Origin of the sequence: Streptomyces virginiae, assembly GCF_041432505.1 — a bacterium.
In the GTDB taxonomy this organism is placed as follows: domain Bacteria; phylum Actinomycetota; class Actinomycetes; order Streptomycetales; family Streptomycetaceae; genus Streptomyces; species Streptomyces virginiae_A.
Map to the genome: position 1 here is coordinate 5,516,852 of NZ_CP107871.1, position 19,770 is coordinate 5,536,621.

At 67.8% G+C, this 19,770-nt stretch carries 18 protein-coding genes; 9 read left to right on the plus strand and 9 right to left on the minus strand.

The genetic code is table 11. The annotated features are described in order from the left end of the window. Positions 1 to 5: 5 nt before the first annotated feature. Positions 6 to 806, plus strand: coding sequence for a polyphosphate--glucose phosphotransferase (ppgK, locus tag OG624_RS25865; RefSeq protein ID WP_371639887.1), 801 nt, complete (start codon positions 6 to 8; stop codon positions 804 to 806). A gap of 12 nt (positions 807 to 818) precedes the next feature. On the opposite strand, the gene OG624_RS25870 is transcribed toward ppgK, so the two are convergent. Then, entirely contained in the window at positions 819 to 1,340 is a 522-nt protein-coding gene (locus OG624_RS25870) for a DUF6542 domain-containing protein (protein WP_371593373.1), read from the minus strand. 135 nt (positions 1,341 to 1,475) lie between these two features. Between OG624_RS25870 and ychF the strand changes: the two genes are divergently transcribed. Further along, a complete protein-coding gene (gene ychF / locus OG624_RS25875; protein WP_033218428.1) occupies positions 1,476 to 2,564 on the plus strand; it encodes a redox-regulated ATPase YchF in 1,089 nt (362 codons plus the stop codon). A 108-nt stretch (positions 2,565 to 2,672) separates the two neighbouring features. Here ychF and OG624_RS25880 read toward each other — a convergent pair whose 3' ends face one another. Further along, positions 2,673 to 3,791 (minus strand): tyrosine-type recombinase/integrase, encoded by a 1,119-nt coding sequence (locus OG624_RS25880; protein ID WP_371639888.1) that lies wholly within the window; start codon positions 3,789 to 3,791, stop codon positions 2,673 to 2,675. Positions 3,792 to 3,815: 24 nt separating this feature from the next. Then, the gene (locus OG624_RS25885) at positions 3,816 to 4,316 is read right to left on the minus strand and encodes a helix-turn-helix transcriptional regulator (protein ID WP_371639889.1); all 501 of its coding nucleotides are present in this window, start codon (positions 4,314 to 4,316) and stop codon (positions 3,816 to 3,818) included. A 121-nt stretch (positions 4,317 to 4,437) separates the two neighbouring features. Here OG624_RS25885 and OG624_RS25890 point away from each other — a divergent pair, with 121 nt between their 5' ends. The 5 genes from OG624_RS25890 to OG624_RS25910 all read left to right on the plus strand — a co-directional run bounded on the left by OG624_RS25890 (position 4,438) and on the right by OG624_RS25910 (position 12,088). Then, the gene (locus tag OG624_RS25890) at positions 4,438 to 4,632 is read left to right on the plus strand and encodes a helix-turn-helix transcriptional regulator (protein WP_371639890.1); all 195 of its coding nucleotides are present in this window, start codon (positions 4,438 to 4,440) and stop codon (positions 4,630 to 4,632) included. A 626-nt stretch (positions 4,633 to 5,258) separates the two neighbouring features. Next, positions 5,259 to 6,434 (plus strand): DUF3631 domain-containing protein, encoded by a 1,176-nt coding sequence (locus OG624_RS25895; protein ID WP_371640874.1) that lies wholly within the window; start codon positions 5,259 to 5,261, stop codon positions 6,432 to 6,434. Between the two features lie 315 nt (positions 6,435 to 6,749). Beyond that, positions 6,750 to 7,301 (plus strand): hypothetical protein, encoded by a 552-nt coding sequence (locus tag OG624_RS25900; protein WP_371640875.1) that lies wholly within the window; start codon positions 6,750 to 6,752, stop codon positions 7,299 to 7,301. Continuing rightward, the gene (locus OG624_RS25905; RefSeq protein WP_371639891.1) at positions 7,291 to 8,988 is read left to right on the plus strand and encodes a relaxase/mobilization nuclease domain-containing protein; all 1,698 of its coding nucleotides are present in this window, start codon (positions 7,291 to 7,293) and stop codon (positions 8,986 to 8,988) included. Before OG624_RS25900 ends, OG624_RS25905 begins: the two co-directional genes overlap by 11 nt. Positions 8,989 to 9,367: 379 nt before the next feature. Beyond that, positions 9,368 to 12,088 carry an ATP-dependent DNA helicase gene (locus OG624_RS25910; RefSeq protein WP_371639892.1) on the plus strand — a complete coding sequence of 907 codons (2,721 nt, stop codon included), beginning with the start codon at positions 9,368 to 9,370 and terminating at the stop codon, positions 12,086 to 12,088. A gap of 139 nt (positions 12,089 to 12,227) precedes the next feature. Here OG624_RS25910 and OG624_RS25915 read toward each other — a convergent pair whose 3' ends face one another. The 4 genes from OG624_RS25915 to OG624_RS25930 form a co-directional block, all read right to left on the minus strand. Then, the gene (locus OG624_RS25915) at positions 12,228 to 12,773 is read right to left on the minus strand and encodes an HAD domain-containing protein (RefSeq protein ID WP_371639893.1); all 546 of its coding nucleotides are present in this window, start codon (positions 12,771 to 12,773) and stop codon (positions 12,228 to 12,230) included. 35 nt (positions 12,774 to 12,808) lie between these two features. Next, positions 12,809 to 13,501, minus strand: a complete 693-nt coding sequence (locus tag OG624_RS25920) for a class I SAM-dependent methyltransferase (protein ID WP_371639895.1) — start codon at positions 13,499 to 13,501, stop codon at positions 12,809 to 12,811. A gap of 1 nt (position 13,502) precedes the next feature. Then, positions 13,503 to 14,414 carry a phosphotransferase family protein gene (locus tag OG624_RS25925; RefSeq protein ID WP_371639897.1) on the minus strand — a complete coding sequence of 304 codons (912 nt, stop codon included), beginning with the start codon at positions 14,412 to 14,414 and terminating at the stop codon, positions 13,503 to 13,505. Positions 14,415 to 14,486: 72 nt separating this feature from the next. Next, the gene (locus OG624_RS25930; protein ID WP_371639898.1) at positions 14,487 to 15,236 is read right to left on the minus strand and encodes a hypothetical protein; all 750 of its coding nucleotides are present in this window, start codon (positions 15,234 to 15,236) and stop codon (positions 14,487 to 14,489) included. A 223-nt stretch (positions 15,237 to 15,459) separates the two neighbouring features. On the opposite strand from OG624_RS25930, the gene OG624_RS25935 reads away from it, so the two are divergent. Beyond that, positions 15,460 to 16,815, plus strand: coding sequence for a hypothetical protein (locus OG624_RS25935; protein ID WP_030808381.1), 1,356 nt, complete (start codon positions 15,460 to 15,462; stop codon positions 16,813 to 16,815). Between the two features lies 1 nt (position 16,816). Further along, positions 16,817 to 17,347, plus strand: coding sequence for an NUDIX domain-containing protein (locus OG624_RS25940; protein ID WP_030808384.1), 531 nt, complete (start codon positions 16,817 to 16,819; stop codon positions 17,345 to 17,347). 135 nt (positions 17,348 to 17,482) lie between these two features. Here the strand turns inward: OG624_RS25940 and OG624_RS25945 are convergent, their stop codons facing one another. Both OG624_RS25945 and OG624_RS25950 read right to left on the minus strand, forming a co-directional pair. Continuing rightward, positions 17,483 to 18,229: a hypothetical protein gene (locus tag OG624_RS25945; RefSeq protein ID WP_367535930.1), complete on the minus strand. Its 747-nt coding sequence runs from the start codon at positions 18,227 to 18,229 to the stop codon at positions 17,483 to 17,485. A gap of 44 nt (positions 18,230 to 18,273) precedes the next feature. After that, complete coding sequence (locus tag OG624_RS25950; RefSeq protein ID WP_030808390.1) at positions 18,274 to 19,650, minus strand: AAA family ATPase; 1,377 nt, start codon at positions 19,648 to 19,650, stop codon at positions 18,274 to 18,276. Between the last annotated feature and the right edge of the window lie 120 nt (positions 19,651 to 19,770).

Genomic DNA, 19,770 nt, shown 5'->3' on the forward strand with positions numbered 1-19,770 from the left:
TGTCCATGCAGATCTTCGGCGTGGACATCGGCGGAACCGGGATCAAGGGCGCTCCCGTGGACCTGGAGCGCGGCGACCTGGCTCAGGAGCGCCACAAAGTACTGACACCACAGCCGGCCACCCCCGAGGGGGTGGCCGGCTGCGTCGGCGAGGTGGTGCGCAACTTCGAGTGGGACGGGCCCCTCGGGGTCACCTTCCCGGGCGTGGTCACGAGCGGCGTCATCCGTTCGGCGGCCAACATGGACAAGTCCTGGATCGGCGTCGACGCGGCGGCGCTGATCTCCGGCGAGCTGGACGGCCTGCCGGTCACCGTCCTGAACGACGCGGACGCGGCGGGCGTCGCCGAGATGACGTACGGCGCCGGGCGCGGGCGGGACGGCACCGTCCTGCTGCTCACCCTGGGGACGGGCATCGGGAGCGCCCTGTTCACGGACGGGCACCTGGTGGCGAACTCGGAGCTCGGTCACCTGGAGCTGAAGGGCCACGACGCGGAGACGCGGGCGTCGGTGAAGGCCAAGGAGGACCACGACCTCACGTGGGAGCGCTGGGCGCACCGCGTGCAGAAGTACCTCCAGCACGTGGAGATGCTGTTCTCGCCGGACCTCTTCATCATCGGCGGGGGCGTCAGCCGCAAGCCGGAGAAGTTCCTGCCGCTGATCGAGGGCGTACGGGCCGAGATCGTCCCGGCGAAGCTGCAGAACAACGCGGGCATCGTGGGAGCGGCGATGGCCGCGAAGGCGGCGACGGCCGGGAAGGCGGCGACGGCCGGGAAGGCGGCGACGGCCGCGAAGGCGGCGAAGAAGTAGCGGCGGGAGCGCTCACCGGGCGATGCGCCGGGGCATCCGCCGCCTGCCGATCAGTACGGCCTTGCGTACGACGGCGATCAGCGCGGCGACCAGCGTCCCGGCGTACAGCCAGCCGGCGTGCAGGGACAGCGCGGAGACCAGGCCCATCAGATGCCCGCCGATGCCGCCGGAGCCGCCCGAGATGGGCCACACTCCGGCGGCGAAGGCGATGGGCACGCCGATCGGCGCGGTGATCAGGTCGGCGGGCCGTACCCAGAGCGCGGTGGCGGCGGCGACGGGCAGGAAGAGCAGCCCGTAGACGAAGAGCGAGGAGCCGAAGAGCAGCCAGCAGATCCCGCCCACCAGCACCATGGCGGCGCACGCGAACAGCCCGCCGCCGAGCCCGGTCAGCCGGGGCCGGGGCATCCGCCGCGCGAGCGCGGACCGCCGCGGGCCGACGCCGGCCTGGGCGGGCACCGCGGCGGACCGGGGCGCCTGGCGCTGGGCGGGCGGTCGCTGCCGGTGAGGGGCCGATCGCGTGCTGTATTGCTCCACGGCACCAAAGTAGGCGGGGAGCGGGTCGGATCGGGCCCCGGACACGCGTACAACCACCGCCACTCATCGGAAAGTAAACTGTCCGGTGGCCCACTCCTGGGCCGCCGCCCCCTCCAGCTACGGGAAGTCGCCAACGTGTCGCTCACGATCGGAATCGTCGGCCTGCCGAATGTCGGCAAGTCGACCCTTTTCAACGCCCTGACCAAGAACGACGTGCTGGCGGCCAACTACCCGTTCGCCACGATCGAGCCGAACGTCGGCGTCGTCGGCGTCCCGGACCCGCGCCTGGCCGTCCTGGCCGGCATCTTCGGCTCGGCGAAGGTCCTCCCGGCCACGGTCGACTTCGTCGACATCGCCGGCATCGTGCGCGGCGCCTCGGAGGGTGAGGGCCTGGGCAACAAGTTCCTGGCGAACATCCGCGAGTCGGACGCCATCTGCCAGGTCATCCGCGCCTTCAAGGACGAGAACGTCGTCCACGTCGACGGCAAGGTCTCGCCGAAGGACGACATCGAGACGATCAACACCGAGCTGATCCTCGCCGACCTCCAGTCCATCGAGAAGGCCGAGCCGCGCCTGACGAAGGAGTCCCGCCTCCAGAAGGAGAAGGTCGCGGTCCTCGCGGCCGTCGTCGAGGCCAAGAAGATCCTCGAAGCGGGCGACACCCTCTTCTCCAAGGGCATCACCAAGGGCACGGAGCAGGGCGACCTGCTCCACGAGCTCCACCTGCTCACCACGAAGCCCTTCCTCTACGTCTTCAACGTGGACGAGGACGAGCTGACGGACGACGCCTTCAAGGCCGAGCAGAGCGCCCTCGTCGCCCCGGCCGAGGCGATCTTCCTGAACGCCAAGCTGGAGCAGGACCTCTCCGAGCTGGACGACGAGGAGGCCCTCGAGCTCCTCCAGTCGGTCGGCCAGGAGGAGCCGGGCCTCGCCACCCTCGGCCGCGTCGGCTTCGACACCCTGGGCCTGCAGACCTACCTGACGGCCGGCCCGAAGGAAACCCGCGCCTGGACCATCAAGAAGGGCGCCACGGCCCCCGAGGCGGCCGGCGTGATCCACACGGACTTCCAGCGCGGCTTCATCAAGGCCGAGGTCATCTCCTTCGCGGACCTGGTCGCCTGCGGCTCGGTGGCCGAAGCCCGCGCCAAGGGCAAGGCCCGCATGGAGGGCAAGGACTACGTCATGCAGGACGGCGACGTGGTCGAGTTCCGCTTCAACGTCTAATACGTTCGGCGAAAGGCCGTCTGACCTGCGACAGAGCGGGTTGGGCGGCCTTTGCGGTCCGCACAGAGTCCGCAACGTGCTGACTTCGGTCAGCGCGCGGGGGAGCGGCTAGGCCGCTTCGCCGACCTGTGGCTGGGCATCGGCGGACTGGTCCGCGTACGCCTTGTCGACGGCGGCCCGGGTCCGCTCCTCGGAGTCGGGCCACAGGTGGGTGTAGATGTTCAGCGTCATGGCCGCGTTGGTGTGGCCGAGACGCTCGGAGACCGTCTTCACGGACTCGCCGTGCTTGATCAGCAGGCTGGCGTAGTGGTGCCGGAGGGCATGGGGTCCGGTGCCCTTCGGTATGCCGGCCTTCGCGCAGGCGGGCCGCCAGGACCCGTCCATGAAGTGCGTGTAGACCACGGGCCCGCCTTGCGGCGCCGTGAAGATCCAGCCCTCGGGCCCATCGGCGGTGAAGTCCCGCAGGTGGGCCTTCATCGCATCCACCGCCATGCGGGGGAGCGGGACCGTGCGGTGCGAGCGTGCGGTCTTGGGCGGGCAGACGTACACGCCGTGCTTGGCGGTCTGCTGGATCTGCTGCTCGACCGAGACGGTCGCGTGCAGCAGGTCCACGTGCCGGAGCTGGAGGCCGAAGAGCTCGCCGGGGCGGAGCCCGGTGGCCGCGCCGAGCAGCACGAGGCTCTTGTAACGGGCGGGTATCTCCTCGGACAGCGTCCGCACCTGCTCGACGGCCAGGGGCACGATCTTCTTCCGTGGTACCGAGGGCAGCTTCGCCTCGGCGCACGGGTTGTGAGGGATCATCCGGTCACGGACGGCCGCCCGGAAGACGGCGTTGACCGTGTTGAAGACCGTCCGTGAGGTACTGGCGGCCAGCCCGTGTGTGGTGGTCAGGCTGGTGACCCAGCTCTGTACGTCGCCGGGCTTGATGGCGCCGAGTGCCCTCTTATCCCAGGCCGGGTAGACGTAGCAGCGCAGGTGCTGGGCCACTGCCTTGGCCGTGGAAGGCCGGTGCGGCTGGATGGCCCGCCATTCCTCCGCGTACTCCTTGAAGGGCTTCTTCGCCGATCGCGGGTCGACGTACTGGCCGGTGACCAGGCTGGCCGTGACCTCGTCGATCCACCGCTGGGCGTCGATCTTGCGGTCGAAGTGGCGGGCGTGCTCCTTGCCGTCGAGGTCGCGGTAGCGGGCACGCCATTTGCCGTTGGGGCGCTTCTGGATGTTGGCCAAGTGGCCTCTCCTTCGTGTCGGTTGTCAGTAGTGGCCGCCGTCCTCGATGTCACTGCTGAGGGTGCGAGCGTCCCGCTCGTCGCCCATGAGGCGGAGGCACTGCTCGTGGATGGCCCGCGAGCTGTCGGGATGGGCCTTGATGTGGTCGGCGATGGCGACCACGGCGCGATGAAGCCGGTCTCGTGCGTCGCGGGTCTCGTAGAACGCTTCGACGGCTTCTTGGACGAGGCGCCGGCTGTCGATGTCGAGCCCCTCCAGGGGCGGGGACATCAGTTCTTCGAGAGGGAGCTCGAAGACGCGGGAGAAGGCGAGGGCCTCGTCGAGGTTGATGCGCCGACGGGGGGTGGCGTTCTCGATGCGCCAGACCGCTGTCTGGTTCATCTTGACGCCGGCTCTGGTCACCCGCTCCGCCAGCTCGGTCGTGCTCCACCCTCTGACCTCGCGCTCCAGCGCCACGCGCGCGGCCACGTTCCCCTCGCTGTAAAGCAGCGGCACCTCGCCACCCTCGGGCCTGTCGCCTGCCATCGAACCTCCATCGCCACCGTCTCTATCCCAATTGAAACATGGGCTTCCCGATTTGGGTAACCGCCGATCCTGGGGTACAACTTTATGCAGATCGAATCGCCACCTAGCCGAATGGGAATGCATGCGATACCTGACCACCTCCGAGGTCGCCGAGCGCTACCGCACAGCCGAGAGCACCGTCCGCTACTGGCGCCACATCGGAAAGGGGCCGCGCGGCATCAAGGTCGGCAAGCGGGTGCTGTACCCCGAGGCCGAGCTGCTGCGCTACGAGCGCACGCTGATCGACGGCCGAGACGAGTGGGGCCTGGCCTCGTGATTCACCGACAGGCCCAGGCACAGCAACGGCCCCCGGCGCGCCAACGCCGAGGGCCGGAGATTCCCCTGCACGTCGCCCATCCCTGAACGAACGAACCCGGTGAGGGACGGGACCTTGCCCGTCCCGTCCCTCACCTGAGAGGAACGTCGATGGAGGACTCTACGTCCCCCGCCACCTCGAACACATCCTGCAAGGTCGTCTGGCCTACCGCTGCGGTCCCCGGCCAGGGCATCCCGTGGCACCGTCCGGACCGAGCGGCCGGCCGGCCCGCCTCTCCGGGGACCGGCGACCGGCCGGACCGTGCCGCTGGTCCGGTCGGTCCGGAACCGGACCGACCGGCGACCGAAACCCGGACCGAAGTTCCGGACAACCCGGACCAGGAACCCGGACCGACGGAGAACAAGCAGCTCAGCGACCTACCGGACCGGACCGGGAACCCGGACCGTGGACTTGGTCCGGAACCCGAGAACCGGGCGGAGAGTTCCGGTCAGTCGGCCGGCGAACCCGGACCGTCGGTCCCGGTTGACCACGGTGATCCGGGGACGGTCCCCGAACCCGGACCGGGAACCGGGGACCGCGAGGGTGCCGGCCTCAAGGCGGACCGGGACCAGGACGGGACCGTCGTACTGGACGAGTTGCGTGCCGCGATCGGCCGGTACGTCGTGCTGCCGAGCGAGGAGGCCCTGACGGCGGTCACCCTCTGGGTGGCGGCCTCCCACATCCAGCCCGCCCTCCAGCACGCGCCGCGCCTGGCGGTAGTGGGGCCGACCAAGGGCTGCGGCAAGTCCCGCGTCCTGGATGTGCTCCACGAGACCGTGTCCCGGCCGATGATGACCGTGAACACCTCGCCGGCGGTGGTCTTCCGGATCATCGGCCAGGACCCGCCGACGCTACTGGTGGACGAGGCCGACACCATCTTCAGCCCCAAGGCAGGCGACAAGGAGGACCTCCGCGGCCTGCTGAACGCCGGCCACCAGCGCAACCGCCCCGCCTGGCGGATCTCCGGCCCGGAGCACAAGCCGACCGCGTTCCCGACCTTCGCCATGGCCGCGCTGGCAGGCATCGGCGACCTACCGGACACGATCATGGACCGCGCCGTCGTGCTCCGCATGCAGAAGCGCAAGCCCGGCGAGAAGGTCGCCCCCTTCCGCTCCCGGCACTCCGTCCCGGAACTGAACGCGCTGCGTGACCGACTGGCCGCGTGGCTGACCCCACTGCGCGGGACAGCGCACCGGCTGGTGCCACCGATGCCGGTCGAGGACCGGGCCGCGGACACCTGGGAGCCCCTGGTCGTCGTCGCCGACCTGGCCGGCGGCCGCTGGCCCGCGCAGGCCCGTGCCGCCTGCCTGGCGATGACCCGGAACGAGGTGGTCCAGGACGAGCAGACGACGCTGAAGACCCGGTTGCTCCGGGACATCCGCCGCGTGTTCGAGCAACAGGGCGACACGGAGGCGCTGCGCAGCCACGACCTGCTCGCCGCCCTCGTCCAGGACGCCGAGGCGCCCTGGGCCGAGTACGGGACGAAGGGCCTGAACGCCTACCACCTGGCCAACCTGCTGCGCGACTTCGGCATCAGCCCAGCCAACCACCGCTTCGAGAACGGCAGGCAGGCGAAGGCGTACGCCCGCAACCAGCTCCTCGACGCCTGGGCCCGCTACTGCCCCGACCCTGCCCCACCGGCCCCCGCAACCGGCGAGGCCGCGCTCGCACGTCAACCCCAGGGCAAGCCACCGATCCCTCCGTCGAGGACGCTGCCCATTGGTCCTCCCGGCGGGCCTGCCGGCCCCAGGCCCACTCGCTGACACCAGCTCCGTATCAATCCGTCGCATCCGTCCCCGCGCAGGTCAGCGCGGGGACGGAGTTCCTCGCCGAGACGGATCACTCCGTACCTGCGACCGCCTCCGTACCTGTCCTGACCAGCTACGGGACGGATGCAACGGACGTGACGAAGCCCCACCACACACGACCACCGGAGCACCACCATGCCCGAAACGAGCACCGACAACGCCCCCACCCACCACCTCAAGGGGTTCTTCGGCCTGACCCGCCGATCAGCAGCAAGCTGGAGCGAACGAGCCTCTAACGAGGCTTCGTCCGCGCTTGCCCCCGCCCCAGGGGTGGCGGAGGAGGAGGCCGAGCGCCAGGGGGCGCCCGAGCTGGAAGGGGTCATAGCCGACTCCGCCGCCCTCCGCTCCCAGACACCGACCGACGTCCAACCGCCTGTCGAGCAGCCCTCCTGGCGGGACCTCGACGCCCCCGCCCTGCCCGCACTGATGAACCGCAAGCGCACCGTGGAGAAGCGCGACCAGGAGAAGACCATCCGCTTCACGCGGACAGCTGTAAGCGTGATCAGCGCCGCCGCTCACCAGCGCGGCCAGAAGTTCGCCGGATTCGTCGGCGACGCCGCCCTGGCCGTCGCCCTCGGCAAGGCGGGGCTGGTCGGCAGCCCGGAGGACGACCCAGTCCGCCCGCTGATCGAGGCGGTCGAGGCACACACGGTCGCGCTGAACCGCATCGGCGGCAACCTCAACCAGATCACCGCAGCCATCCACCGAGGAACGGTGCCCGAGCGCGCCGAGGCGGTGCTGGACCGCGTTGAGGAAGCGGCCGAGAGCAGCTACCGACTGATCGACCAGCTCCTGACGGAAGGCACCGCGCATGGTTCCTGACGTCTCCACCGGCTCCGACACCCGCGGACTGATCGTCTACCTCTTCGGTCCCGGCCGCCGCGACGAGCACACCGACCCGCACATCGTCGCCGCCTGGGACATGGCCGGCGCCCCCGATCCGGGCCGCAACCCGACAGCCACCCACTCCCAGCTCGCCAAGCGCCTCGACTACCACGTCGACCTGCGCACCCGCGAGCTGGGTGGCAAGAAGCCGCCTCAGCACGTCTGGCACTGCCCGGTCCGTACCGCGCCCGGCGACCGCTACCTCACCGACGCCGAGTGGGCCGAGGTCGCCCGCCGCATCGTTCACGCCACCGGCATCGCCCCCGAAGATGACGAGAAGGCATGCCGGTGGATCGCGGTGCGCCACGCCGACGACCACATCCACATCATGGCCACCACCGTCCGCGCCGACGGACGCCGCCCGCGCACCCACCGCGACGGGCAGCGGGCCCAAGCCGAGTGCCGCAAGATCGAAGCCGAGTTCGGCCTGCGCCGCCTGAAGTCCGGCGACCTCACCGCGCCCCGCACTCCCACCGGCGCCGAACGCGCCAAGGCCGAGCGCCAGGGCCAGACGGTCACGGCACGGCAGTGGTTGCGCGAGCAGGCGTACGCGGTCGCCGCCGCCGTACGAACCGAGGTCGACTACTTCACGGTGCTGCAGTCCCTCGGCATCAAGGTCAAGACCCGACTCGGCCCCGAGACCGGTGACGTGATCGGCTACAGCCTTGCCGCACCCGGCGACACCAACGCGGCCGGCGAACCCGTCTGGTACGGCGGCTCGAAACTCGCCCCCGACCTCTCCATCAACCGCCTACGCGAACGCCTCCCCGACCAGAAGTTGGCCGACCGCCCGCAGTATGTGGCGGACCCCGCCGATCCATGGCGGCACACCACCACCGCCATACACGCGGCACGCACCGTCCTCGACTCCGGTGACGATGCCGCCGCCCAGGGCCACCTGGTCGCCTTCGGCGACGCCCTGTACAACATCGCCAGCGCCACGACCGGCCCCCACCGGGCAGAACTACGAGCGGCGGCGGTGGGGTTCAACCGCGCCCGCCGCTCCGCCACCCGCGCCGACCACCAGGCCGCCACCGCCCTACGCAAGGCCGCCAAGGAACTCGCCTACGCCTCCAACGAGCCGGGCGGACTCGCCATCGCCCTGCTCTTCGCCACCGTGCACCTGGCCCGCGCCGCCGCCAAGTGGCACGAACAGCGCGGCCACGAACAACAGGCCGCCGCGGCCGAGGAAGCCTTCCGCCACCTCCAGGCGGGCTACCAGCAGGCCGCCCCACCCGTCCTGGCCGACTTGGCCCGCCGCGCACCAGGAGCCGCAACCGCCCGCCGCTACGAGCAGGACGTACGCACCGACCTCCCCAACCACGCCGACCGCATCCTCGCCGACCCCACTTGGACCGCCCTGACCACCACCCTCGCCCACGCCGAAACCGCCGGCCACAACCCCCGACGCCTCCTGGCCGACGTGGGCACCCAACGGGAACTCGACAGCGCCGAGCACCCCGCCGAGGTCCTCAACTGGCGCATCACCGCTCAGCCGAACCGACGGACGCAAGCCGCTCGCAGCCGAAGCACCATCAGCGGAACGCCGCCCATGTCCGCCACGCCACACCCTCCAGTCGCACCAGTGACCAGGAGGTCCGAAGAACGCAGTCGGCACCGTTGACGCCCTGATCAGATGCCTTCGCGACGCGTAGTGGCGGGGCCTCTGACCTTCCGTCCCAGACTCGCGCCGGGATTCTTCAACTTTGCTTGGAGCAGCGGGTGCAGAAGGCGCCGTGGTGAGCAGCTGCCCCCGGTTTCTCCCAGCCGGAACCCCGACGGGGGAAGTCAGGCCTAGGTCGTCACCCACGACCTGCTGCACCCCAATTCCACCGCAGCACTGCACAGTTCGGGGCTATGATGACCGCCCTCGTACCCAACTGCGTGATGTCAAACACCAAGGTCAGCACGCAACGGATCGACAGACAGGCACTGGCTGATGGCATTCCTGGGGAAGGCGGTGCCTCGGCCGTTTGGGGCACCGAAGGGCAGGGGAATCGCTCGTGACTACCGTTGACGAACAGATCAAGAGTGCGGATGAGGCAATCTGCCGGAATATCGCTTCGCTCACTGACCAGCGGGCACTGCTCTCACAGAATGTCCTCGCCCAGCTCCGCAATCTGGTTGAGGGAGTTTCGGTACGCCTTCATACTGGCCGGCCTGACGCCGAGTTCAACTATGCGGCTATCGAGCCCGGACTCGCCTTCGTCAGGGGAAAGGCAAAGCTCAATTTCCTCGGTAAGTTTCACAAGCTCATCCAGATGAGTGCCTCCCACTACACGCTGGACGGGGATACCTCTGAGCGATTGATGCTCAAGTACTACGAGTACCTGCATCGCATCCGCAGCCTACTCAAGGACAGCTGCGGGATCGCGGCGCTGGTGAATCTCGAAGCATTCCCGGTCGACCTCGACCCATCGCTACGGGAGTACCACGAGAAGATAGCCGCGAGGATCGAGGTAGTTCGTCCTACACCGAAACTTGCGGATGGCGGGGTGCGAGGACGATATTACATCCACAAGATCCGCCCGTTCTTCGTAGGCGATCGCATCTACTACGAGGTCACTTTCTATCGAGCCGTCAATAAGGTGAGCAAGTTCGACCGCATCATCGCCTTCACTGACATCGACATGACCGACGAGTATGCGGCCATGCTTACGCTCCAGAGCGACTCGATCGAAGTGCTCGGCCAGAAGATGCCAATCACGATCATCCGCGACTGGGAAGTCTCCATACGGCCGTGCGAGTTCGACAACTTCGCTCGCCTCCTGGGTGTCGCCACCACCGTTCGGTCCACCTCTTCGGAGTACCGCTATCTGATGCATGGGCTGACATCAGCTTCGGGCAACCTGCTCGATTTGATCGATATGCCTGACGACGAGTATGCGAGGGTGAAGGCGACGGGTACAGCCAGCGTCACCAAGCCGCAAATCTTCCCTGCACTCGATGAAGCACGCCGCATCGTGAGGTCAGCCACTCCGGGTCACAACGTAATCCGTTATCTAATGCTGCGGATGTACAACCAGGTCCTGAAGTTGCAGTATTACTGGCAAGGCTGTGACCGCCTTTCGGGGCTGAAATTGCAGTATGGCTGCATCCCGTTCGACACTATGCCGCTCTGCACCTCACTGCCGGGGCATAACCCGCGGTATTGGGATCTCGTCGAGAGCCTTGGTGTGACCGAACGAAGCCACGAACTGCTCGCTCGACGCATAAAGAACAATGTGGAGCGTCACGGAATCCTCTACACGCCCGAGGCCGATCTCGCGGAGCTCGGGGATGTCAACGAGTTGATCGACGCACACAACAACAAGCTCTACTACAAGCACAAGGAGCGCCGACTCGTACGGGACAAGGGGCACATCTTTATCTGCGGTTACGAAGACGACACCGTCGCCATCGTCGAGAAGCTACAAGAGCACGCTTCGTCCGGAATCGACGGCTACAGCCAGGCCGTCGAACGCTGGCTCGACGAGACACCTCGTGGCATCGACGACGAGGGCAAGAAGGACGCGCTCAAGCTGTTGTTCAGCCAGTCGCGTGTTGCGTTGATCTACGGCGCAGCCGGCACTGGTAAGTCGACGATGGTGGACCACATCGCGAACTACTTCAACGACAAAGAGAAACTCTTTCTCGCGCATACCAACCCGGCCATCGACAACCTCAAGCGCAAGGTGACTGCACAGAACTCGACCTTCCGGACGATCAGTAGCCAGCTCTACAGAAGCGCAGCGGATCCAGAGTACGACCTTCTGATTATCGATGAGTGCAGCACGGTCAGCAACACTGACCTACTCAAGGTGCTAGAAAAGACGTCCTTCAAGTTGCTCGTGCTTGTTGGCGACGTCTACCAGATCGAGTCCATCCAGTTCGGAAACTGGTTTGGCATCATCCGCTCCTTCCTCCCGAACACCTCGGTATCCGAACTGAAAAAGCCCTTCAGGACCAAGAATGAATCACTCCTAGATTTCTGGGAAAAGGTCCGGAACACTGACGATGCCATCGCTGAGGCCATGGCGCGTAACGGATACTCGACCGTGCTCGACAAGACACTGTTCGAAGCTCAAAGCGACGACGAGATCATCCTGTGCCTGAATTACGACGGTCTCTACGGCATCAATAACATCAACCGTTTCCTCCAGAGCGGCAACACCGGCGCCGCGACCACTTGGCGCGTCTCCACGTACAAAGTCGGCGATCCGATCCTCTTCAACGAAACTGAGCGGTTCCGGCCGCTGATCTACAATAATCTGAAGGGCCGAATTGTCGATATCGAGCGCTTTCCCGGCCGGATCCAGTTCGACGTCGAACTCGATCGTACGGTCAGCGAATTCGACGTTGAGGGCGATGAACTCGAATGGATGGGGGACGCGACTGTGCGATTCTCCGTCTACGAGCACGACACCAGTGACGAGGACGACGACTCGCTGAACACCAGCGTGCCGTTCCAGGTGGCCTATGCAGTTTCGATCCATAAGGCGCAGGGTCTCGAGTACGACTCCGTTAAGATCGTCATCACCGATGCCAACGAAGATGACATCACACACAGCATCTTCTACACGGCCGTCACTCGGGCGCGTGAGCGTCTGCGGATCTTCTGGACGCCAGAGACCCAGCAGGCTGTCCTCAAGGGGCTCCATCGGAGCTCCAACCCGAAGGACGTCGCTCTTCTGTCTAGCCGTCGTGGCCTTACTCCGGTCGCTGGAACTCGACGATCCTCCTGACCACTCGGCGCAATGGGCGGCTGTCTCTGATCCTCAAGCACTCCTGAGTTGAGTCTCAACTTCTACCCGCACCCAGGTAGTCGGGCCACACAGCACACCCTGATGCCCTCGCTGCTCGTGGCAGCGAGGGCATCAGCCGTCAGGCGGCGCGGACTGTGGGTAGCTGCGCGGCCCACTTCGTCACCTCGGTCAGGTGCTCGGGCTGAAGCCCGAGGTGTGGGTCGGGCTGTACGAAGAGGGTCGCCGTTCCGCGGGCGGTGCGCTCCGCCGCCCAGGCGTGGTCGAGGGTGGTGAAGTCGTCGTCGATCCAGACGGTGGGGGTGTCGCCGAGCCATGCGTCGACGTGGTCGCGCTTCCAGAGGTAGCCGTTGGGGTGGCTGGTGGTGATCTGCGGACGCGGGAGATCGACGTACGGCAGCGTCGGGAGGCCCAGAAGGGGCCCGATGAGGGTGGTGGCGTCCTGGCGCCAACTGGTGCACCAGGCCGGGGTGACCAAGCCGGTGCGGATGACATCCATGAGGAGGCGGCCGTGGTCGGGGTGGAGCCAGACGGTGACCGGGTTGTCGGCGCTGCGGCCGGTGGGGACTACGTCGTGGCGGGCGTGGGTGGCCGGGGTCGAGCCCTCTGCGTCGGGGAAGGGTATGAGGACGCCGTCGATGTCGAGGAGCAGGTAGGGCGGGCGCATCGATTCCTCCAAGGGACGCCGGGGCGAATGGCTGGTCAAAGCTTGCGAGCGCGGATCAACAAGGTGGTGGGCCAGTGGCCCATGCGGGGGTCGTGGAACTCCTGGGCTGAGGTGAGCCAGAAGCCCGCCTGGCTGAGGTGCTTCTCCCACCGGTCCGTGGAGTACTCCCAGCGGGCGATCGGTAGGCGGGAGCGGTCGGGAAGAGTGACGTGGTCGCGACGAGGCCGGTCGTCGCACGAGGGGCTTTGGCCGCCACGCTGCGGGTGGGGGACGGAGAAAGCGAGCACCCGGCCGGGCGTGAGGCGCTGGGCGATGGCCGGGAGCAGGAGCTCGGGGGCGACAAGGCCGACGGCGCCGAAGACGGAGTAGATCGCGTCGAACTGCTCGTCAGAGGCTTGCAGGTAGTGCAGGGCGTGGCCGGCGCCGAAGGTGAGGTTGTTCAGCCGTCCGTAGTGGGAGCGGGCGCGGCGGACCTGGAGGCCGACCAGGTCGACGCCGGTGACGTGGGCGCCGTGGCGGGTAGCGAGGTGGGCGGCGTTGTGGCCGGGGCCGCAGCCGAGTTCCAGGAGTCGCTTGCCGCGCAGGTCGGGGCCGAGGACGTCAGCTCCGGGCCCTTGGCCGGGTCTCGTGGTCCATTCCATCCGTGCGGGTACGGACAGGGGTTCGGCGAGTCCAGCGGCGGTGCGCTGGAGCGCGTGGGCGTGCCAGGGGGATGCCTGGGCGAGCACGTCAGATCTCCAGGAAGCGGAGGACGTCGGTGAGGTGGCGGCGGACCGCCTTGATGTAGGCGGGGTCGGTGGTCGGGTCGTCGATCCAGCGGACGGACTGCTCCATGAACCACTCGACGGCCCACATGCGGTGCCAGCCCAGGGCCCAGTGTTCGGCGGTGAGCCCGCCGCGCGGGGCGAGGGCGTCGGGGGTGCCGCCGGCGGTGACGTACTGCTCCAGGAAGACGCGGAGGCGGATGGGGTGCGGGGGCTCGATGGTGCCGTGCCAGCTGGCGAGGTCGAGCAGGCCGGGGCCGGTGAAGGCGCGGGCGAAGTCGAGCAGCCTCCAGCCGCGCTCGCCGATGTGGAGGCTGGTGGGGTGGAACTCGGAGTGCACCCAGCCGAACGGTTCCAGCGTCGCTCCGGCCGAGCGGGCCTCGGCGGCCTGAGTGATTCGGTCGAGCGCGTCCTCGACGTCGTCGGCGTCCTGCCACCGGTCGGCCTTGCGCAGCCGCTCGAGATGCTCCAGCGCCCGGGACGGGAGCGTGCGCAGCCGGTCCTGGTCGAGGACGGGCAAGGGCGGAGCCGTACGGGTGCCGTGCAGGATTACGGCCGCGGCGACGCCGTCGAGGTCGTCGGCCTCGCGGACGGAGGGTCCGAGGTCCTCCATGAGCATGCCGAGCCAGCCGTCCAGGACGGCGGAGGCGTGGACCTGGGGGACGGGCACGCCGAGGGTGTGGGCCAGGCGGAGGGCCTGGTCCTCGCTGTCGAAGGGCTTCTTGGCGTACTTGAAGATGGCCGTGGAGCCGTCAGGGAAGGTCACGCGCTCGACGCCGGACATGGACCACATGCGTACCTCCTCCCGTACGGCGGTGGTCTGGCCGGTCGCGGTGAGCAGGTTGTCGAGAAGTTCGGCGCTGGGGTTCGTGGTCACGGGAGGGCTCCGGGGATGGATGGTGGCATCCGGGGCGGGCGAGGGATGCCGGCCCGCCCCGGATCGGGTGGGTTACGCGGCGGGGTTCACGCGGTGGGCGTAGACCTGCTCGATCCAGCCAGCCTTGAACGCGGAGAGGTCGTCACGGAAGTTCGCCATCGAGGCACCGTAGGGCGAGACCACGCCGCCGGACTGGTCCGGCACGGACTGGCAGCCGTGCACGAGCCGGCCGCCGAGCGCGGCGTGGGCCTTGATGGACTCGATCCGGCGGTGCTCGTTGAACCAGCCGCCGTGGTAGACCTCGTCGAGCATCCCGCCCGTCTCGTCGTCCAGGTCGAAGACGACGGATGTGGCGGCGGGGAAGAACCAGCACAGGCCGACGTTGGAGATGTGCCCGTCCAGCTCGACCTTGTTGAGCGCCATGAGCGTGGCCGCCTCGCGGAGCATCCGCAGATGATCGGCGGTGATCTGCGGCAGGCCGAGGCTGGCCAGGTGCTCGTCGCGGAAGAGGTACGCGTACACCTCGTACGCGGTGGCCAGGACGCGGGCCGCGTCGGAGGTGGACTCACCGTGGTTCTTGATGAAGTCGAGCGCGAGCTGCTCGACCGCACTGTCGGTCGTCTCGTCCACGTCCAGGAGCTGGGCCCTGACCAGCTCCCAGTCGGCGACGAGCCAGGTGTTCGACTCGAAGCGGAAGAAGTACTCGGCCGGGTCGATCGTGATGCGCCGGCCGTCGACCTGGATGCCCGGCAGGCGGCTCCAGCGCGGGTCGAACGCCTCGGGCAGCTCGACCGTGATGGCCGTGGTGTCGATGGTGGTCACCGTGTCTCCGTCTCTGATCGGCCGGGTCCGGGCACAGGACTGCCCGAGCCCGGTGTGGGCGTACGGAACTTCGGGGTGCCGCCCGGTCCAAGGGGGAGCCTGGATCACGGTTGCGCCGTTCCGGGCGGCTGCTGATAAGTGAACCGGTGGTCACGCTCAGTGGGTACGGTGGAAGGCAGTTGAAGCGGTATACGCGGTTTACAGCTCCGGAGTGGAGGCGATCGTGGCGGCGCAGAGAGAACCCAACTCCCGTCTGCGTGACGTCATTGAGGCGGTCGACTGCACCTACGAGGCTCTCGCCAGAGACGTGCGGCGCATCGCCGCCGAGAACGGCGAGATCCTCCAGACCAACAAGTCGGCCATCTCGCACTGGGTGAACGGCACCCGTGCCCCGTCCGGGCGGGTAGGTCAGTACCTGGCCGAGGCGCTGTCCCGCCGAGCGGGGCGCACGGTCACCCAGATCGAGATCGGCCTCCAGGCCAGCGATGACGAAGCGCCGGCGGAATCCGACCCTGTCCTCGCCGCCACCGACCTGGGCCGCGCCGACGTCGAGCGCCGCCGCTTCCTCGCGATCGCGGCCTTCACCACCGCCGGCGTTGCCATGCCGCTCGGATACGACCACGAAGCCACCGCCCGCATGCTCCGCGCCCGCACCGGCACGTCTGTGGTCGGGGCGGAGGACGTGGACGTCGTACGGCAGATCACGGCGGCCTTCAGCGCCGCCGACGAGCGCCTCGGCGGCGGGCACGGCCTGACCACCGTCACCGCGTACCTCGCCGACACAGCCGCCCCCATGCTGCGCGGACGCTTCCCCAGCGAAGCCTTACGCCGGGCCGCCTTCGGCGCCGTCGCCGAACTCGCCTACCTCGCAGGGTGGAAGCACCACGACCTCGGCCAGGAAGGCGCCGCCCAGCGCTACTACCAGGTCGGCTACAAGCTCGCCTGCGAAGCCGACCCCCACGGCCACGCCGCCTGGATGATGCGCGCCCTCGCCCACCAGGCCCTGAGCCTCAAGCAGCCTCACCACTGCGTCGACCTCGTCGAAGGCGCCCTACGCGCGGGTCTCGGTCACGTCGATGGCCAGACCGAGGCCCTCCTCCACATCACCCACGCCCGCGCCTACGCCGCTGTGAACGAGAACCCCCAGGCCGCGCGCGCCCTGCTTGCTGCCGAGGACGCCCTCCTACGGGACGACGTCCCTCAGCCCAGCTACTCCCGCGTCAGCGGCCCCGCCGCAGGCACCGTGGCCAGCCACACCGCCCGCACCCTGACCGACCTCGCCGACCACATCGGCACCGAACAGCAGCATCGAGACGCCCTCACCCGCTGGGACCCCGAAAAGTACAAGCGCGTCCACGCCCTCACCCACGCCGACCTCGGCGACAGCCTCGCCGCCCAGGTCCGCGCCGACGAAGCCGTCGCCGCTTGGAGCCAGGCCGTCGTCCTCATGGAGGGCATGACCTCCGACCGGACGCGCAAGGCGATCACCTCGATCCGTTCCACCCTGGCGATCTACCAGAGGCGCAAGGTACCCGGCGCCGCCGATCTTGCTCGCCGCGCCCGCGAGGCCCTCGCTTAACATGCCCAACAACCCGCCCGACGAAGGGAACACCGTGACCCAGCAGACCGACGACCAGCCCAAGGCCCTGAAGCCGGCGCTCGAATCCATGACCCTGCTGGTCGCCGCCGTCATCGTCCACGACAAGGCCGCCAACCGCGTGGTCCTTCTCCAACGCAGCGAGAACGCGAAGTTCGCCCAGGGAATGTGGGACCTCCCCGTCGGCAAGAGCGAGCCGGGCGAGCCCATCACCGAAACCGCGGCCCGCGAGCTCTACGAGGAGACCGGCCTCACGGTGAAGCCCGAGTCCCTCAAGGTCGCCCACATCATCCACGGCGCTTGGGGCGTCGAAGCCCCCAACGGCTTCCTCACCGTTGTCTTCGCCGCCCACGAATGGACCGGCGAACCCGAAAACCGCGAACCCCGCAAGCACTCGCAGGTCTGCTGGGTCGACGCCGACGCCATCCCCGAAGCCTTCGTCGACACCACCGCGAGTGCTCTACACCAGTACTTGGCGGGAAGTTCTCAGGTTTCGCTCGACGGATGGAATTAGTTGCACCCCCTACCTGCGTGACTATGCGGCGTCCCGCGAAGGCCAAGCGCACCAGTCGTCGTGCGCTTCTCACGACATGGTCGAACGCTATGGGCCGCGAGGTAATGTAAGGGCTGATCTCCGGGGGCGGCTGTGTCAGTTCGCCTCTGCCGTCGTTGGCTGCAGAGGGAACTGGATCAGCGTCGCCGCGCGCAGTTCCTCGTTCCGCAAGAGGGAGAGAATCTCGGGTGGCTCGTCGCTCATGACCAAGGCTGCTCCCGGGAGCACGGCTTGACGCAACATCGCCTGCCACACATCGGCGAAGGGCTGCCCCTTTAGTACGTCCAGGGCATCGCGCTGGGCCTCCGCGTCTTCCTGTTGCCGGGCCCGGCCCCAATCCCTCACTACAGACCTAATGTTCAGCCGGGCAATCTTCCGGCCGGCCACCAAGCGTCGCTCGGGGAGGTTGAGGGCGAGCACGTTGATAGTCGTCTGCCCCCTGTCCGTCTCACCGCGGTACTTGCCTTCCCTGAGGTTCAGCAGCAAGTGGTCGAACGGGTCGTCCCGGGTCGGGTCGATCAGCAGGGGCTCGCCGGTCTCCTCGTCACACTCCCACCAGTGCCGCTTGTACGTGCTGTTACACGGGCCACACGCCAAAAGGTGGTTGGGCCAGAAGAAAGTCTTGAGCGCGTCGTGCTCCCGTGGTTCGAAGTGCTCGATATCGGTCGCGGTAAAGCCACCGCAGTACATGCAGCAGCCGAGGACTCCCGGAGCCATTTTGAGGAGTACTTCACGCAGCCCCCTCTTGACGTCGGCCTCTTCGTTCCACAGGTTATCCGCGTACTTCTTGCGCAGACCACTTGCTGTGTCCCTTAGCCCGATCCGTTCCGTGAGTACCGACATGCGTGCCGTTACGGCCTCGGGCAGCGATAGACGTTGGATTGGGATCACGCGTCGCGCTCCCGGGACAGCCGGTATCGTTCCATCACTTCATCGACACGGGCCACTGGTGAACTGGACAGGTGATCGCGCAGGCGCAGGTATTCCTCGGTCTTTACAGCGTCGGCCCGCCCAAGCAGGACGTCGTACTCCAACTCGGCCAACCTGCTTCGCAGTTCACGTGCCTCGTCGGAATACAGCGAGTCCAGGCCGAACAAGTCCGAGAGTGCTGCGTCGTCCCCTGTCCCAAACACGATCCGCCCGTACAGCTCTCCGTCTACCACCTGTGGCGGTTTTTGCTCCCCCGAGCCCGGCAGCCGGATCAGCCCGCCCGGGTCTGCTGCCTGGCAGATGTACGGGCTGTGGGTGGTGACGATGAACTGGATCGCTGGGAAGTGCGTCGTGAGCCACTGGCCGATGTTCTTTTGCCAGGTCATGTGCAAGTGCGCGTCGATCTCGTCGATGAGTACCACGCCCGGGTGCGGCAGTACGATCCTGCCGCCGACGCGTTCCTCGAACCCGAGGTCCCCGTACGCTGCGTGCATCTGCCTGACGATGTCCAGGACTAGGGCGATAACGGTCCGCTGACCATCGCTCATCCGCCGCAGCTCGGTCCGGGCGCCCTCCGGGCCACTGTCACCCTGCCGCCGAAGCCACATCCCCTCCGAGTCCACATCCTCGATGTGGTAGCGATCCGGCAGCAGCCCGTCATTGAGTAGCCGGAGCACCCAGGCTTTCAGCTGACCGATTCCGGGGCGCTCCTCCAAGGTGCGCAGGTGGAGGGAGAGCAGCCAATCGAAGGCTTCAGTTAGGGCCGACTGCTCCTCGAAGAGGGTGCGGAGCGCGGTGGCCCTGTCGAGCTGCTGCGGAGTGCGCTCGTAGAGGCCGGTGCCGGTGAGACGTCGGAAGGGGCCATATGCGGCGCAGAACCAGCCGGGCGGCGGGACTGAGGACCACAGCGCGGAGGCGAGGGGCCGGGGGGCAGAGAAGGCCACCTCGGTGGGCGGCTCATAGTCTTCGACGAGTTCGTCGAAGAATTCGGCGTCCTGCTCGGGCCGCCAGTCGAGCCTTGCCTCCACCAGCTGGCTTCCGTCCGGAGCCATTGTGTCGGCGGACCGGTCCCCGACGACCTTGGCCACCGCTGAACCACGGGTGGCACCGTGTGTCAGGTACCCCTCGAGCTCCGGTTCCAGCTGGTGTGCCCGGCGCTCACCGGTCAGTGTGAGCGCGATCATGCGCAGCAGTGTGGTCTTGCCCGAGCCGTTCCGCCCGGCCATCACCGTCCAGCCGGCATAGCCGCCGGCTGGACGGGTGAAATCGAGGTCGCAGGCGCGAGGCCCGTGGAAACCACGCACCCCGTCCACTCTGAGCCCCGCCACGTACACCGGCCTGTCCCTCCCTCGGCGTGACATCACGTGCGCCGTGTGTGATGTCGCCCACTTTACGGACCGTCGGTGATAACGGCAGTCCCGGCTTGATCTTCGCGTACGGTCCCGTGCCGCGTA

Bases quoted from the DNA above. Each gene is read 5' to 3' on its own strand.
- OG624_RS25885 (WP_371639889.1), bottom strand. From the start codon at position 4,316: ATGGCAGGCGACAGGCCCGAGGGTGGCGAGGTGCCGCTGCTTTACAGC.
- OG624_RS25905 (WP_371639891.1), top strand. From the start codon at position 7,291: ATGGTTCCTGACGTCTCCACCGGCTCCGACACCCGCGGACTGATCGTC.
- ppgK (WP_371639887.1), top strand. From the start codon at position 6: ATGCAGATCTTCGGCGTGGACATCGGCGGAACCGGGATCAAGGGCGCT.
- OG624_RS25890 (WP_371639890.1), top strand. From the start codon at position 4,438: ATGCGATACCTGACCACCTCCGAGGTCGCCGAGCGCTACCGCACAGCC.
- OG624_RS25940 (WP_030808384.1), top strand. From the start codon at position 16,817: ATGCCCAACAACCCGCCCGACGAAGGGAACACCGTGACCCAGCAGACC.
- OG624_RS25945 (WP_367535930.1), bottom strand. From the start codon at position 18,229: ATGTCGGTACTCACGGAACGGATCGGGCTAAGGGACACAGCAAGTGGT.
- OG624_RS25915 (WP_371639893.1), bottom strand. From the start codon at position 12,773: ATGCGCCCGCCCTACCTGCTCCTCGACATCGACGGCGTCCTCATACCC.